12 protein-coding genes are annotated in these 13,823 nt (G+C 64.2%); 7 read left to right on the top strand and 5 right to left on the bottom strand.

From position 1 onward, the window contains the following. Positions 1-76: 76 nt before the first annotated feature. Together ACLRDN_RS14695 and ACLRDN_RS14690 are read right to left on the bottom strand one after the other, a co-directional pair. The gene (locus ACLRDN_RS14695) at positions 77-1,000 is read right to left on the bottom strand and encodes a Gfo/Idh/MocA family protein (protein ID WP_413456878.1); all 924 of its coding nucleotides are present in this window, start codon (positions 998-1,000) and stop codon (positions 77-79) included. A 46-nt stretch (positions 1,001-1,046) separates the two neighbouring features. Beyond that, on the bottom strand, positions 1,047-2,036 hold the full coding sequence (locus ACLRDN_RS14690; RefSeq protein ID WP_413456877.1) for an aldo/keto reductase: 990 nt from the start codon (positions 2,034-2,036) through the stop codon (positions 1,047-1,049). 112 nt (positions 2,037-2,148) lie between these two features. On the opposite strand from ACLRDN_RS14690, the gene ACLRDN_RS14685 reads away from it, so the two are divergent. After that, a complete protein-coding gene (locus tag ACLRDN_RS14685) occupies positions 2,149-3,066 on the top strand; it encodes a LysR family transcriptional regulator (RefSeq protein WP_209534672.1) in 918 nt (305 codons plus the stop codon). Between the two features lie 19 nt (positions 3,067-3,085). Here ACLRDN_RS14685 and ACLRDN_RS14680 read toward each other — a convergent pair whose 3' ends face one another. The 3 genes from ACLRDN_RS14680 to ACLRDN_RS14670 form a co-directional block, all read right to left on the bottom strand. Then, positions 3,086-4,654, bottom strand: a complete 1,569-nt coding sequence (locus ACLRDN_RS14680; protein WP_413456876.1) for a DHA2 family efflux MFS transporter permease subunit — start codon at positions 4,652-4,654, stop codon at positions 3,086-3,088. Positions 4,655-4,704: 50 nt separating this feature from the next. Next, positions 4,705-5,943: an HlyD family efflux transporter periplasmic adaptor subunit gene (locus tag ACLRDN_RS14675; protein WP_413456875.1), complete on the bottom strand. Its 1,239-nt coding sequence runs from the start codon at positions 5,941-5,943 to the stop codon at positions 4,705-4,707. A 142-nt stretch (positions 5,944-6,085) separates the two neighbouring features. Then, a complete protein-coding gene (locus ACLRDN_RS14670; protein WP_413456874.1) occupies positions 6,086-7,576 on the bottom strand; it encodes an efflux transporter outer membrane subunit in 1,491 nt (496 codons plus the stop codon). Positions 7,577-7,841: 265 nt separating this feature from the next. On the opposite strand from ACLRDN_RS14670, the gene ACLRDN_RS14665 reads away from it, so the two are divergent. The 6 genes from ACLRDN_RS14665 to ACLRDN_RS14640 all read left to right on the top strand — a co-directional run bounded on the left by ACLRDN_RS14665 (position 7,842) and on the right by ACLRDN_RS14640 (position 13,822). Further along, a complete protein-coding gene (locus ACLRDN_RS14665; RefSeq protein WP_413456873.1) occupies positions 7,842-8,459 on the top strand; it encodes a TetR/AcrR family transcriptional regulator in 618 nt (205 codons plus the stop codon). 303 nt (positions 8,460-8,762) lie between these two features. Then, on the top strand, positions 8,763-9,374 hold the full coding sequence (locus ACLRDN_RS14660; RefSeq protein ID WP_413456872.1) for a methylamine utilization protein: 612 nt from the start codon (positions 8,763-8,765) through the stop codon (positions 9,372-9,374). Between the two features lie 52 nt (positions 9,375-9,426). Next, positions 9,427-11,817, top strand: a complete 2,391-nt coding sequence (locus ACLRDN_RS14655; protein WP_413456871.1) for a putative bifunctional diguanylate cyclase/phosphodiesterase — start codon at positions 9,427-9,429, stop codon at positions 11,815-11,817. A gap of 57 nt (positions 11,818-11,874) precedes the next feature. Beyond that, positions 11,875-12,888, top strand: a complete 1,014-nt coding sequence (locus ACLRDN_RS14650; RefSeq protein ID WP_413456870.1) for a DUF3034 family protein — start codon at positions 11,875-11,877, stop codon at positions 12,886-12,888. 16 nt (positions 12,889-12,904) lie between these two features. Further along, complete coding sequence (locus ACLRDN_RS14645) at positions 12,905-13,351, top strand: group I truncated hemoglobin (RefSeq protein ID WP_413456869.1); 447 nt, start codon at positions 12,905-12,907, stop codon at positions 13,349-13,351. A gap of 99 nt (positions 13,352-13,450) precedes the next feature. Beyond that, positions 13,451-13,822 (top strand): hypothetical protein, encoded by a 372-nt coding sequence (locus ACLRDN_RS14640; protein WP_413456868.1) that lies wholly within the window; start codon positions 13,451-13,453, stop codon positions 13,820-13,822. The last annotated feature ends 1 nt before the right edge of the window (position 13,823 follow it).

Genomic DNA, 13,823 nt, shown 5'->3' with positions numbered 1-13,823 from the left:
CGTCAACAATGAAAAAACCGGCCCAATTGGGCCGGTCTCGTCGAAGCCCGGCGTCCCCTGGGCCGCCGTCATGTGATCAGACGAACGCGTCAGTAACAACATGCTCCCCCAGCATGAACGCATCGGCCACATGCCGCAGCGGCGCCACATCCACATCGGACGATCCACTGCGGACCAGTTTGCAGAAATGTGCATACAGCGAGGGATACTCCCCCTCCACCGGCAGATCGCACGGCGCATCGTTGATCCACAGTTCATGTCCGCCCTTTTTCAGGTGGACCCGGGTGCTGTCGGTCTCGATGACGATGTCCCAGGTCTGTTCACCCGTCTGGCGCCAGTCGAAGTCCGCGTGCACATCCGTGCCCAGGGCATCGGTAAAGGCCAGGCGCGCGGCAATCGGCGTCTGGCGGTTGGCGGGTACTTCCAGCGTGGCCTGCTTCAGGAACATCGCCTGCGGCAGGATCTCGGTGACGATCGACAAGGCATTGATGCCCGGATCAAAGACGCCCAGGCCGCCCGGCTGCCAGATCCATTCCTGGTCCGGATGCCAGTGGCGCACGTCTTCACGCCAGATCACCTTGACCGTGCGCGGCGCATGTTCCTGCAGATGGCGCTTGACCACCTGCACCGCCGGCGCATGGCGCGAGTGCCAGCTGGCGAACAGGGTCACGCCTTTTTCGGCCGCCAGGTTCTTCAGCGATTCGACTTCGGAGAGGGTGGCGCCGGGCGGCTTTTCCAGGAACACGTGCTTGCCCGCGCTCAGCGCTTCACGTGCGGCTTCATAGCGGTACTGCGGCGGCATGCACAGGGAGATCGCCTCGATGGCCGTGCCCGAGGCCAGCATCTCGGCCATGCTCTTGTAGGCGGTCACGCCCTCGATGCTGTTGTTGCGGCTGGCGGTGGCGACCAGCTTGAAATCAGCATTGCCGGCGATGGCCGGAGCATGCTGGTCATAAACGATCTTGCCGACGCCGGCGATGGCGAGCTGGATGGGTGTCATGGTGTCCTTGCTTATTATTGGTTACATGAAGGGGAGGGGCCACAGATTACCAGCGTTGATGCACGTACGGGGCAATGTCGTGCAGATAGAGTTCGCGCAGCGCCTGCATCACCTCATCCGTGATCGGCGGCAGGGCGCTGGCAGCGCTGTTGGACTGCGCCTGCTCGACGTTGCGTGCACCGGGGATGACGGTGCTGATGCCGCTTTCCATCAAAATCCAGCGCAGCGCAAATTGCGCCATGGGAACACTTTGCGGTACCAGCGCACGGATCTTCTCCACGGCGGCCAGCGCGACCTCATAAGGCACGCCCGAGAAGGTCTCGCCGACATCGAAGGCTTCGCCGTGACGATTGAACTGGCGATGGTCGTCGGCGGCAAAGGTGGTCTGCGCGCTCATCTTGCCGGTCAGCAGTCCCGAGGCCAGCGGCACGCGGGCGATCACGGCGATGTCGCGGCGCTGTGCTTCCTGCAGGAACAGCCCGATGGGGCGCTGGCGGAAGATGTTGAAGATGATCTGCACCGATTTCACGTTCGGGTATTCGATGGCCTTGAGGGCTTCTTCCACCTTCTCCACCGAGACGCCGTAATGGCCGATCTTGCCGGCCGCGACCAGCTCATCCATGTAAGCGAACACTTCCTGCTGGTAATACACCTCGGTAGGCGGGCAGTGCAGTTGCACCAGGTCCAGGCAATCGACCTCCAGGTTCTTGAGCGAACGATCCACGAATGCGGTGAGATTGTCCTTGTTGTTGTAGCCGCTGGCCACATGCGGCGAGAGCCGGCGCCCGGCCTTGGTGGCCACGAACGGACGTGCGCCGCCTCGTTCCTTCAAGACCTGCGCAATCAACTGCTCGGAGCGGCCATCGCCATAGACATCGGCCGTGTCGATGAAGGTGACGCCCGCATCCAGTGCGGCGTGCAGCGCGGCCTTGGCATCCTGGGAAGAGACGTCACCCCACGAGCCGCCAATGGCCCAGGCGCCAAATCCGATTTCCGAAACGTCCGCACCCGTGCGGCCAAAGCGTCTTGATTTCATGCCGGTACTCCTTCTGAGCATTCCAAAAGCCGTAGTTATACCGCGCACCACGCGCGAGGATGACTGGTTTAAGATGAGCCTGATTCATTGCTGAAGTGATTTCAATTCATCCATGTCGCTCCTCGACCATATCGAATTTTCTGATCTGCGGATCTTCGTCACCATCTTGCGCACCGGCAGTTTCAAGGCCGCCGCGATCCAGCTTGGCTTGACGCCCTCGGCCACCAGCCATGCCATGAAGCGGCTGGAGGAGCGGCTCTCGACCCAGTTGCTGTACCGCTCCAGCCGCGCGATCTCGCCCACGGCGGCCGGCAGTGAACTGGCGGCCAGGCTGGAGGAAGGATTCGAGCAGATCGCGCAGGCGCTGGGCCAGCTGGAAGGCTCGGCAGAGGGGAGCCTGGGCGAATTGCGCATCAACGTCTTCGCCGACGCCGCCCATCTGCTGATCGAACCGGCCATTCCCGAATTCGTGCGGCTATGTCCCAAGGTCAAGCTCACCATCGTGGTCGATGACAAGCCCATCGACATTGTCAGCGAAGGCTATGACGCCGGCATCCGCTACGGCCACTACGTGCCCGAGGGCATGGTGACCGCGCCGCTCACGCGCGCGCATCGCTGGGTGGCAGCGGCCTCGCCGGCGTATCTGGATCGGCATGGACGGCCGCTCACATTGGAAGACCTGCAGCAGCACACCTGCCTGCAATTGCTCCTGGGCGACAACTCCAGCTACCAGTGGGAGTTCGGCAAAGGCAAACACCGCCAGCGCATCCGCGTGCCGGGCCTGGTGACGATCAACAATACGGCGGCCACCATCGCGGCGGCCAAGGCCGGGGTCGGTATCGCCTATCTGTTGGAGGGAAGGATCAGCAAGGAAATCGACGAAGGCTCGCTGGAAGCCATCCTGGAAGAATGGGCGGCCCCCAGCGAGCCTTTTCACATGTACTACAGCAGCCGGCGCCACGCGCATCCGGCCTTGCGCAAGCTCATCGACATCATCCGCCTGCAGCACGGCCTGTCACGGCTGCGTTAGCCGCCACAGGCCGGCCAGCTCAGTGCGCCGCCGACGCTTCGGCCGCACCCGCGCCGCCCTTGGAGGGCTTGATGATCCAGATCAGCGGGATGATGACGATGAAGATCACCGCCGAGACATAGAAGATGTCATTGATGCCCAGCATCGCCGCCTGGAAGGTGATGGTCCGCTCCAGCATCCCTGCGGTCTGCTCGGCGTTCAGGCCCAAGGTGCTGCTGAGGTTGTTGACGGTCTCCTGCAGCCAGGGGCTGTAGGGGGTGGCGTGTTCGGTCAGCTGGGCGTGGTGCATGATGGTGCGGTTGTTCCAGGCCGTGGTCGAAATGGAGGTGCCGACCGCGCCGCAGAAGACGCGCACGAAGGACGACAGGCCGGCCGCCGCCGGGATGCGTTCCGGTGGCAGGCCGGAGAGCAGCAGCACCGTCAGCGGCACGAAGAACATGGCCGTCGGAATCCCCTGCAGGAGCGTGGGCAGGATCACCGTCATTTGATCCACCTGCAGGTTGTAGCGCGAGCGCAGCCAGAACACGATGGCAAAGCCGATGAAGGACGCCGTGGCCACCTTGCGCGCATCCACCAGCGGCAGGAAGCGTCCGATGAGCGGCATCAGGATCACCGCGAAAATGCCGATCGGTGCGGTCGACAGCCCCGAGTCGATCGAGCGATAGCCCAGGTATTGCTGCAGCCATTGCGGCAGGATCACCAGGTTGCCGAAGAAGACCCCGTAGCCGATGGAAATGGCAATGGTGCCGCCGGCGAAGTTGCGCCGGCCGAACAGGCGCAGGTCCACCACCGGATGGTCATTGTTCAGCTCCCACACCACGAAGTAGGCAAAGGCGATCAGCGCGATGATGCCCAGCGTGACGATGGTGGGCGAGGCGAACCAGTCCAGGTCCTTGCCCTTGTCGAGCATGATCTGGAAGGCCGCTACCCAGGTCACCAGCAGCGCCAGGCCGATCTTGTCGATGGGCAGTTTGTGGATCGGCGTCTCGCGCGAGCGATAGATGGCCAGCGTGACGCCGGCGGCAATCAGGCCTACCGGGATGTTGATGTAGAAGATCCAGGGCCAGGTATAGCTGTCGGTGATCCACCCGCCCAGCGCGGGGCCGGCCACCGGTGCCACCACTGCCGTCATGCCCCATAGCGCCAGGGCGAAGGAGGATTTCGATTTGGGGTAGGCCCCCAGCAGCAGCGATTGCGACAGCGGCACCATGGGGCCAGCCACCAGGCCTTGCAGCACGCGCGCGGCCAGCAGGATGGGCAGGGTGGGCGCCAGGCCGCACAGCCAGGAGGCCAGCACGAACAGCAGCACCGAGGTCACGAACAGGCGCACCGCGCCCAGGCGCTGCGTCAGCCATCCGGTCAGCGGGATCGAGATGGCGTTGGCAGCGGCAAACGAGGTGATGACCCAGGTGCCTTCATCGACCGACACACCCAGGTTGCCCGAGATGGTCGGAATGGCGACGTTGGCGATGGACGAATCCAGCACGTTCATGAACACCGCCAGCGACACCGACAAGGTGCCCAGCACCAGGTTGGCACCCGTCAGCGGCGGTGGCGGCGTGTAGGGTTTGGGGGGAGTAGTGGCCATAAGGCTTGATCAATGTCCGGTGAAGGTCGGGTAGGGACAGCCGCACCCCATCAGGTGTGCGGCACCGCCACCGGTGCGGCGGCCGCCTTGCTCTTGCGCGCCTGCGGCAGGCCGCTGGCGTTGTCGCTGATGATGCGCTCGACGATGGCATCGGCCTGCTTGCCGAGGTCGTCATAGACATTGGTCTGGTAATTGGTCGGCACCGCTTCCAGCGCACGGCCATCGCCATGGATGTCCACAGTGGCGGTAGTGGACAGGCCGATGCGCAGCGGATGCGCGCGCACCTGTTCCGGATCGAGCGCAATGCGCACCGGCACGCGCTGCACCACCTTGATCCAGTTGCCGGTGGCGTTCTGCGCCGGCAGCAGCGAGAAGGCGCCACCGGTCCCGGCCGAGAAGCCGATCACGGTGCCCTTGTACTTGACGCTGGAACCGTAGACGTCAGCGATCACTTCCACCGGCTGCCCCAGGCGGATGTGCTGCAACTGGCTTTCCTTGAAGTTGGCGTCGATCCAGATCTGTTCCAGCGGCACGATGGCCATGAGCGGATTGCCGGCCGCGATGCGCTGGCCAACTTGCACCGAACGCTTGGAGACGAAGCCTGCGACCGGCGCCACGATGTTCACGCGGGCATAGTTCAGGTAGGCATTGCGCACGGCGGTGGCCGCCTGCAGCACGTTGGGGTGCTCGGTCACGCTGGTGTGGTCGGTCAGGGCGCGGTTGGCGGCTGCAGCAGCGCGGGCCTGGTCGAGTGCGGCGACGGCGCTCTTGACGGCGTCGCGCGCGTGCGAGACGTCTTCCTGCGAGACGGCGCCGGAAGCCAGGCCGGCCTGGCGGCGCTGCAGGTCTTCCCGGGCACGGGCCAGGTTGCTGTCGGCTGCAGCCACATTGGCGGCCAGCGTGTCGTTGTTCAGGAACAGCTGGCGGGTCTGGCGCACGGCCTGGGCCAGGGCGGCCTGGGCCTGCTCGAGTGCCAGCTTGGTGTCAGCCGCATCGAGTGCCACCAGCGGCTGGCCGGCCTTGACCACTTGCGTGTCGTCGGCCTTGACGGCCACGACTGTGCCGCCGACCTGGGCGGAGATCTGCACGACGTTGCCACCGACGTAGGCGTCATCGGTTTCTTCAAAGAAGCGGGCATGCAGGAACCAGTACAGGAAACAGGCGATGGCGATCACCAGCAGGACCAGCGTGAGCAGGATCAACTGGCGCTTGCGTTTGCCGTTGCCATTTCCGTTGCCATTGCCATTGCTGCTGGCTTGCGCGTTTTGTGGGGTGGTGCTGTCACTCATGGAGGACTCCGTTCTATCTTTTTGTAGTCGGTCAATCAGCCCTGCCGCGAAGACAGGGCCGTCCCGCTCACCGGCGCAGGGTGGAGAAGCCGGTGGCGGGCGGGGTTCAGTTCAATCGTTCATGCAGTCTTGAGACGGCGCTTCAGCGCGACTGCGCCAGGCCGGTCTGCTGGGCGTCGAAACCGCCGCCCAGGGCCTTGTAGAGCGCGACCTGCTGGTCACGACGCTGGGCTTCCAGCGCCACCAGCGACTGGCGCTGGGCCAGTACGCCCGTCTCCGAGGAGAGCAGTGTCAGTTGCGACACCAGGCCCAGTCGATAGCGCTCGCGCGCCAGGTCGTAGGCACGTTCGGCGGCTTGCAGGGCTTCACGGCGGATCGGCAGCTGGCGCTCGATGGAGTGGATCGCCGCAATCTGGCGCGCCACGTCGGCATAGGCATCGTTCAAGGTCTTGTTGTAGGTAGCCACGGCCAGCTCATAGTTGGCCACCTCGCCCTTGAGCCCGGCGCGCAGTGCGCCGCCTTCGAAGATCGGCAGCGTGATCGCCGGACCGAAGGCGATGCTCTTGCTGGCGGCCGTGAAGGGGTTGGCATCGATCAGGCTGTCGAAGCCGATCATGGCGCTCAGGTTGATGTCCGGATAGAAGCGCGCCTTGGCCACGTCGATGCCCCGGCTGGCGGCTTCCACCTGCCAGCGTGCGGCCACGATGTCAGGACGGCGGCCCAGCAGGTTCAGCGGCAGGTCGGCCGGCAGGCCCGGCGTGGCCAGGTTCTGCATCGAGGGCGCGGCCAGTTGCAGGCCACGGTCCGGTCCCTTGCCGCTCAAGGCGCCGAGCTGCTGGCGCAGCAGCACGATCTGGCCGGCGCTCTGTTCCAGCTGGGCGCGGGCGTCGGCACTGCTGGTGCGCGACTGGTTGCGTTCGATCTGGCTGTCCAGACCGGTCTTGACACGGTCGGCGGTAATGGTTTCCAGGCCGCTGCGCTGCTGTACCGTACGCTGCAGGATCTCCTGCACCGCATATTGCGCAGCCAACTGGCTGTAGACCGAGACGATGGACGCGGTCAGCGCCAAGCGCGCCTCCTGCTCGCTGGCCTGGGCGGCTTTCTGGCTGGAGATGGCTTGCTCCAGCGCGGCCTGGTTCTTGTTCCAGAGGTCCAGTTCATAGCCGACGTTCAGGCCGGCTTTTTTCTCGTTGTACCAGTTGCCCCCGTAAGGCGGCGGATAGATCGAGGTGCTGGAAAACTGGTTGCGGATCAGCGAGGCTTCCGCATTCACGGTCGGCAGCAGCGGGGCGCCGCGCGACTCGGCCAGTGCGGCGGCCGCGCCGATGCGGGCGCGCGCCTGTTGCAGGCTGGGGCTGGCAGCCAGGGCTTCCTCGATCAGGGCAGTGAGTTGGGCGTCACCGAACTGGCGCACCCAGTCGCTGCCCGGCCATTGGCCGTTGGGGGCGCCCGGATTGGGGTCCGACAGGCTGCGTGCAGTACTGAAATCGCCCGCCTGGGCCAGCTGCTTGTCGGTGCCGATGCCCTCGAAGCTGGCACAGCCTGCCAGGCCGATGGCGCCGATCAGCGCCGCCAGCACGGCCTTGGCCGCCTTCGCCCGCGTCCGGGTGGCGGGCGAGTTGATGCATTTCATAGAATTCTCCACGAAGAGGTTTTTTTGGCGATACGAGTTCTTTTTCGAGTTTTGCGATGGGCGCCGGACCGATGCTCCAGCGTTGAGCCGCGAACACTCGCGGGACCGGCCGGAGGGGGTGGCAAGCGCTACTCTTGATTTACGAGTACCATCCGGAGGTCGGGCGAGTAAAAACTCATTTTTCGTATTATACTTCGATATACGAACAATCACTCACGTTGTGAATTCGCGTCGGGGGCGGGCGAATTCCTCACCAAAGCTGCCAATGAAACTGCAACCCAGAAAAGAACCTCGCCAAGCGCGTTCGCGGGCGATGGTCGATACCATCCTTGATGCCATGTCGCGCGTGCTCGTCGAGCGTGGCTATGCCAAGACCAATACCAATCTCGTGGCCGAATCGGCCGGTATCAGCGTCGGTTCGCTGTACCAGTATTTCCCCAACAAGGATGCCCTGATCTTTGCGCTGCGCGAGCGCCACAGCACGCGCATGCTCACGCTCTTCGAAGACGTGGTGGCCCATATCGATGCCTCGGGCACGCTGGCCGGCGACTTTGAAAAACTGATCAACGCGCTGGTAGCGGCGCACCTGCTGGAGCCGGAGCTGAACCGCATCCTGGAAGAGGAATTCCCGGCCTACAACCTGCCGATCTCGCAGGAGATCCGCCAGGGCTTCTTCGATTCCATCCGCCGCGTGCTGGAAAAGCACCGCGCCAGCATCACCCCGCCGGATCTGGATGTGGCCACCTTCGTGGTCCAGCGCATGATGAAGGCGCTCATCAAGGCGGTGGTGCTGACTGGTTACGGCGGCGTGTCGCCGGCCAGTGTGCGTACCGAGATCCTGCCGGCCGTGGTCGGCTACCTGACGGCCGCGCGCAGTCAGTAGAGCGACATCAATGATCTGGTTGCTGAGGGGCATCCAGTATTGAAATTCACGGGCATAATTGTCAGAGTGAAGTTAAAGACAGCGATCCAGGCGGCCACCGAGGGAGGGAAGGCCCCTGGCGCCGAACTATTTCCTGATGGCAATTCAGAAACTCCCTGATATCGCAATTTAGATGCTTCCGTATATAGATGCTTCCGTATAGTGCGTGGACGGAAAGCTGGCGGGATGCGCCGTTGCCTCGGGCACCGGTAGCCACCTACATTGCCCTTATTTTTCAGTGACAGCGATATGCAGAAAAAGAACATGCGCCAAGCCCCCCTCTGGGTCCTCTTCCTGTTGTGGGCAGGGAGCTGGGCTGCGGGCGCCCAGGCCGCCGTGTCGGTGCAGGTGCTCGACAGCGCCGGCCAGCCCGTGCCCAATGCGGTCGTGTATGCCGAGCCGGCCGGCGGCGGATCTGCAGCCAAGGCGGCCAAGCAGGTCGAGATCGAGCAGAAGAATAAGACCTTCATTCCTCTGGTCACGGTGGTGCAGACCGGGACGCCGATCATCTTCCCCAATCATGACAATGTGCGGCATCACGTTTATTCGTTTTCGCCAGCCAAGACCTTCGAGCTGAAGCTGTATTCGGGCGTGCCAGGCAGCCCGGTGCTTTTCGACAAGGCCGGCACCGTGGTGCTGGGCTGCAATATTCATGACGAGATGGTGGCGTATGTACAAGTGGTCAATACGTCCCATTTCGGCGTAAGCGACACACGCGGCGTGGTGCGGCTGGAGGGCATCCCCAATGGCCGCTATGCGCTCAAGGCCTGGTATTTCACCATGGGGCCGAACCAGGCGGCGGTGGAGCAGCCGCTGGAGGTGCAGGGCGAGGGCCGGGCTGCCATCAAGCTCAATGTCAAGGCGGTGCCGCTGTAGGGCGCCGTGAACGCAACAGACCGATAACACTACTAGAGGAAACGGGGCAGGGGTGCGTCTTTACCGTCTGGAAAGCAAGATCGTCGCGCTGTTCATCACCCTCATCGTGGTGGTGCAACTGGCCGGCTTCGTGGCGATCCGAACCGCCATCGATCGCAATGCGCGCAGCGCCATCAGCGAGGAGCTGGTCATTGGCGAGCGCGTCTTCACGCGCCTCTTGGACCAGAACGCCCAGAAGCTGACCCAGGGAGCGCGCCTGCTGGCTTCTGACTTCGGTTTCCGCCAGGCCATCGGCACCGATGACCGCGACACCATCGCCTCGGTACTGGCCAATCACGGGGCCCGCATCGGTGCTTCCATGGGCATGCTCATCGGGACCGATGGCAACATCCGTGCGTCCACCCTTGAATATCCCGATACCGACCTGCAGCGCAGCAGCCTGGAGCTGGTGCGCCGCGCCGGCAATGGCAATGGCGCCGCCGACAGCGCCGTGGTCGGCGACAGCCTGTTCCAGATCGTGGCCGTGCCGATCAAGGCCCCGGTCACCATTGCCTGGGTGGTCATGGGCTTCCCGGTGGACCGCGAACTGGTCAACGACATGCGGGCGCTGTCTCAACTGCAGGTGTCGATCCTGGTACGCCAGCGCGGCGGTGCCGACTGGACAGCCGATGTCTCTACCCTCTCCAAGCCCGAGGCCAAGATGATGGCCAGGGAGGCCAGCAGCCATCCCATGGAACTGGCTGCGGCCACCGACCTGCAGATCGACGGCAACCAGTATCGGGCCCGCGTGCTGCCCTTGGCGCGCGCCAGCAATGGCCAGGAAGCGGTGGCGGTATTGCAGCGTTCGGTCAGCGAAGCGGTGGCCCCCTACCAGCGGCTGCAATTGATTCTGCTCAGCATCACGGTGCTGGGTGTGCTGGGTGCGGCCGTGGCCAGCGCCGTCATGGCGCGCCGCATTACCAGTCCCCTGCGTGACCTGGCTACCGTGGCCAAGCGGCTGGGGGAGGGGGACTACAGCGAAGGGCTGTACATTCGTCGCCAGGATGAAATCGGCCGCCTCGGTGCGGCCTTCGAGACCATGCGCTCGGAAATCGCCAGCCGCGAACTCAAGATCAGCCGGCTGGCGTATCAGGATCAATTGACGGGCCTGCCCAACCGGGTGCAGTTCACTGACCTGCTGCGGGAAGCGATCACCCAGGCCCGGGCCCAGCCCGGGGGCAGCTGCCACATTCTCATGATGGACCTGGACCGCTTCCAGCAGGTCAATGACGTGCTCGGCCACAGCTTCGGCGACGACCTGCTGCGCCAGGTCGCGGTGCGCCTGTCGGCGCAGTTGCTGTCCCCGGGGGCCAAAGTGGCGCGCCTGGGCGGCGACGAATTCGCCATCCTGCTGCCGGGCGTCGATCTCGACGGGGCCCTGGACCAGGCGGCCCACATCCTGCGCGCACTGGAGCAGCCGCTGTCGCTGCAGGAGCAGACCGTGGACCTGGGTGCCGGCATCGGCGTGGCCGGCTATCCGGCCCATGGCGAGACCAGCGAGGTGCTGCTCAGCCATGTCGAGGTGGCCATGTACACCGCCAAGCGCAAGGGCAGCGGCGTGGTGATCTATGACCCGGCCATCGACCAGAGCAGCCAGGAAAGCCTGTCGCTGCTGTCCGAACTGCGCCGCGCGCTGGAACGCGACGAATTCATGCTCTACCTGCAGCCCAAGCTGGACCTGGCTACGGGTTCCGTGGTCGGTGGCGAGGCGCTGGTGCGCTGGGTGCATCCCGAGAAGGGTTTCATCGGGCCGGACAATTTCATTCCCTTCGCCGAAACCACCGGTTTCATCCGCATGCTGACCATCTGGATGATGGAAAAGGTGGCGCGCCTCTCTGCGCAATTGCAGGCGCAGGGACTTCGGCTGAAGTTTTCGGTCAATCTCTCCACCCGCGACTTGCTGGACCAGGAACTGCCGGCCGCCTTTGGCGCCATCCTGGAACGCCATCGCCTGACCCCGGCGGCACTCTGCCTGGAGATCACCGAGAGCGCCATCATGGATGACCCGGCACGCGCCCAAGCCACCCTGGACCGGCTGGCGGCCATGGGGTTTGCCCTGAGCATCGATGACTTCGGGACCGGCTACTCGTCGCTGGCCTACCTGAAGCGCCTGCCGGTGGATGAACTGAAGATCGACAAATCCTTCGTCATGAAGATGGCGCAGGACCAGGATGATGCCAAGATCGTGCGCTCCACCGTGGACCTGGGCCACAACCTGGGCTTGCGGGTGGTCGCCGAGGGCGTGGAAAGCGAGGAAGTCTGGTTCCTGTTGCGGCAGATGGGCTGCGACCAGGGGCAGGGCTATTTCATGGGCAAGCCGATGCCGGTGGAACGTTTCCTGGAATGGCTGCAGCAATGGCGGGCCCCGGAGATGCTGGATCAGTCCGAAAACGTGGCGATATGAACATCGGCGCAGGGGGCCGCGCCAGCAAAGAACGAGCAAGAGGGAGCAGGGGGCAGCATGAAGAAATTGAGCAAACGCGGCGCCTTCGCGCTGCTGGCGACGCTGGCCGCGCCGGTCGTGGCGCAGACTAGCGACGCCGAGCGGGAAGCCTGGATGCAGGCCCAGCAACGCAAGACCGCGCAGGCCATGCGTGCTTCTGCTGCGGGTAGCGCCGCGGTGGCGCCAGAGCCGGCCACCGGGCCTGACCAGGCCGCCTGGATGCCCGACCTGGGCAAGCTCATTGCCACCGGCGGGGTGATCCAGGTCGAGGGCGCCGGCGGCGGCGGCCTCACGCCCTGGGCGCTCATCACTGGCTACGGCACCCGCGACAGCTATGGCGCCAACGCCCATTACGCCTATCTGTCCACCCAGGATTACACGCTCAAGTCCTATGGCGTGGCCGTGGGCCTGATGGACCGGGTGGAGCTGTCGCTGGCCAAGCAGGAGTTCTACGGCAGCCTGGCCCCGCTGGCCGATCTCAAGATTACCCAGGACATCGTCGGCCTCAAGGTCAAGGTGGCCGGCGACGCCGTCTACGACCAGGATCGCTGGCTGCCGCAGATCTCCATGGGCGCCATGTTCAAGCACAACAACGGCATCAGCGGACTGGGTGCGGTCACCAGCGTCAGGCAACTCGGTGCGGCCAGCGACGCCGGCATCGATTACTACCTGTCGGCCACCAAGCTGCTGCTGGCGCAGAGCCTGCTGCTCAACGGCACGCTGCGGTTGACCAAGGCCAACCAGATGGGGCTGCTCGGCTTCGGCGGCGATCTCAACGACCGCTACCAGGCCATGGGCGAATTTTCGGCGGCCTACATGATCAACCGCAAGCTGGCGCTGGGCGTCGAATACCGCATGAAGCCGCGCAACCTGGCCGCCGACCACGAGAAGGATTATTACGATGCCTTCCTGGCCTGGTTCCCCGGCAAGAACCTGTCGATGACCCTGGCCTATGTGGCGCTGGGCGACATCACCGTCTACAACCCCAAGCGGCAGCGCGGCGTCTATCTGTCGCTGCAGGCCGGTTTCTGAGCGAGCAGGAGCAGCGATGATCAACTTCAGGATGAAGCAAGCCGCCACTGCCCTGGCCCTGGCCTTCACGCTCGGTATGGCCCATGCGCAGACGGCTGCAGTGCCCGATGACAGCCTGTTTCGCGACCTGGGCGGCCTGCCCGTGATCCAGCAGGTGGTCGACGATTTCATGAGCAACATGCTGGCCGACACGCGGATTGCTCACACCTTCAAGGATTCCAACATCAAGCGCGTCAAGGACAAGCTGGTGGAACAGTTCTGCCAGTTGAGCGGCGGCGGCTGTGTCTACACGGGCGACCCCATGCGCGAGGTGCACCAGGGTCTCAAGCTGAGCAATGCCGACTTCAATGCCCTGGTCGAAGACCTGCAGTTGGCCATGGACAAGAACGGCATCCCCTCGCGCACGCAAAACCGGCTGCTGGCCTTGCTGGCGCCGATGCAGCGCGAGACAGTGAGCCGCTAGCAAAAATATTTTCCGGGGGCGGGAATAAAGCAGGGCCGCTATCCGTATACGTCGGCATGGGTTGGCATTCCGCCTGACCCGACCACGAAAGGAAATACCATGAGACTGCTCGCAACTTCCCTGCTGGCGCTGGCCTGCGCCTCGGTGTCTTTCACTGTCTCGGCCCAGAGAGCCGGCGTCAAGACCATGGATGGCATCCTGGTCGATGCCAACGGCATGACCGTCTATACCTTCGACAAGGACACCGCCAACAGCGGCAAGAGCGTCTGCAACGGCCCCTGTGCCAAGCTGTGGCCGCCGGTGGCCCCCATGGGCATGCCAGGGGCACCCTATTCTACGGTGACCCGCGACGACGGTAGCGCGCAACTGGCCTACCAGGGCAAGCCCTTGTACCTGTACGAAGCCGACAAGAAGGCTGGCGACCGTACCGGCGACAACTTCAAGGACGTCTGGCACGTCGTCAAGCCCTGAC

The organism is Herbaspirillum huttiense (assembly GCF_047300815.1).
GTDB classification, from domain to species: domain Bacteria; phylum Pseudomonadota; class Gammaproteobacteria; order Burkholderiales; family Burkholderiaceae_D; genus Herbaspirillum; species Herbaspirillum huttiense_A.
This window is presented reverse-complemented; position numbering and strand designations above follow the sequence as displayed.

Coding starts and splice junctions, on each gene's coding strand:
- ACLRDN_RS14695 (WP_413456878.1), bottom strand. CDS start 1,000: ATGACACCCATCCAGCTCGCCATCGCCGGCGTCGGCAAGATCGTTTAT.
- ACLRDN_RS14690 (WP_413456877.1), bottom strand. CDS start 2,036: ATGAAATCAAGACGCTTTGGCCGCACGGGTGCGGACGTTTCGGAAATC.
- ACLRDN_RS14685 (WP_209534672.1), top strand. CDS start 2,149: ATGTCGCTCCTCGACCATATCGAATTTTCTGATCTGCGGATCTTCGTC.
- ACLRDN_RS14680 (WP_413456876.1), bottom strand. CDS start 4,654: ATGGCCACTACTCCCCCCAAACCCTACACGCCGCCACCGCCGCTGACG.
- ACLRDN_RS14675 (WP_413456875.1), bottom strand. CDS start 5,943: ATGAGTGACAGCACCACCCCACAAAACGCGCAAGCCAGCAGCAATGGC.
- ACLRDN_RS14670 (WP_413456874.1), bottom strand. CDS start 7,576: ATGAAATGCATCAACTCGCCCGCCACCCGGACGCGGGCGAAGGCGGCC.
- ACLRDN_RS14665 (WP_413456873.1), top strand. CDS start 7,842: ATGAAACTGCAACCCAGAAAAGAACCTCGCCAAGCGCGTTCGCGGGCG.
- ACLRDN_RS14660 (WP_413456872.1), top strand. CDS start 8,763: ATGCGCCAAGCCCCCCTCTGGGTCCTCTTCCTGTTGTGGGCAGGGAGC.
- ACLRDN_RS14650 (WP_413456870.1), top strand. CDS start 11,875: ATGAAGAAATTGAGCAAACGCGGCGCCTTCGCGCTGCTGGCGACGCTG.
- ACLRDN_RS14645 (WP_413456869.1), top strand. CDS start 12,905: ATGATCAACTTCAGGATGAAGCAAGCCGCCACTGCCCTGGCCCTGGCC.
- ACLRDN_RS14640 (WP_413456868.1), top strand. CDS start 13,451: ATGAGACTGCTCGCAACTTCCCTGCTGGCGCTGGCCTGCGCCTCGGTG.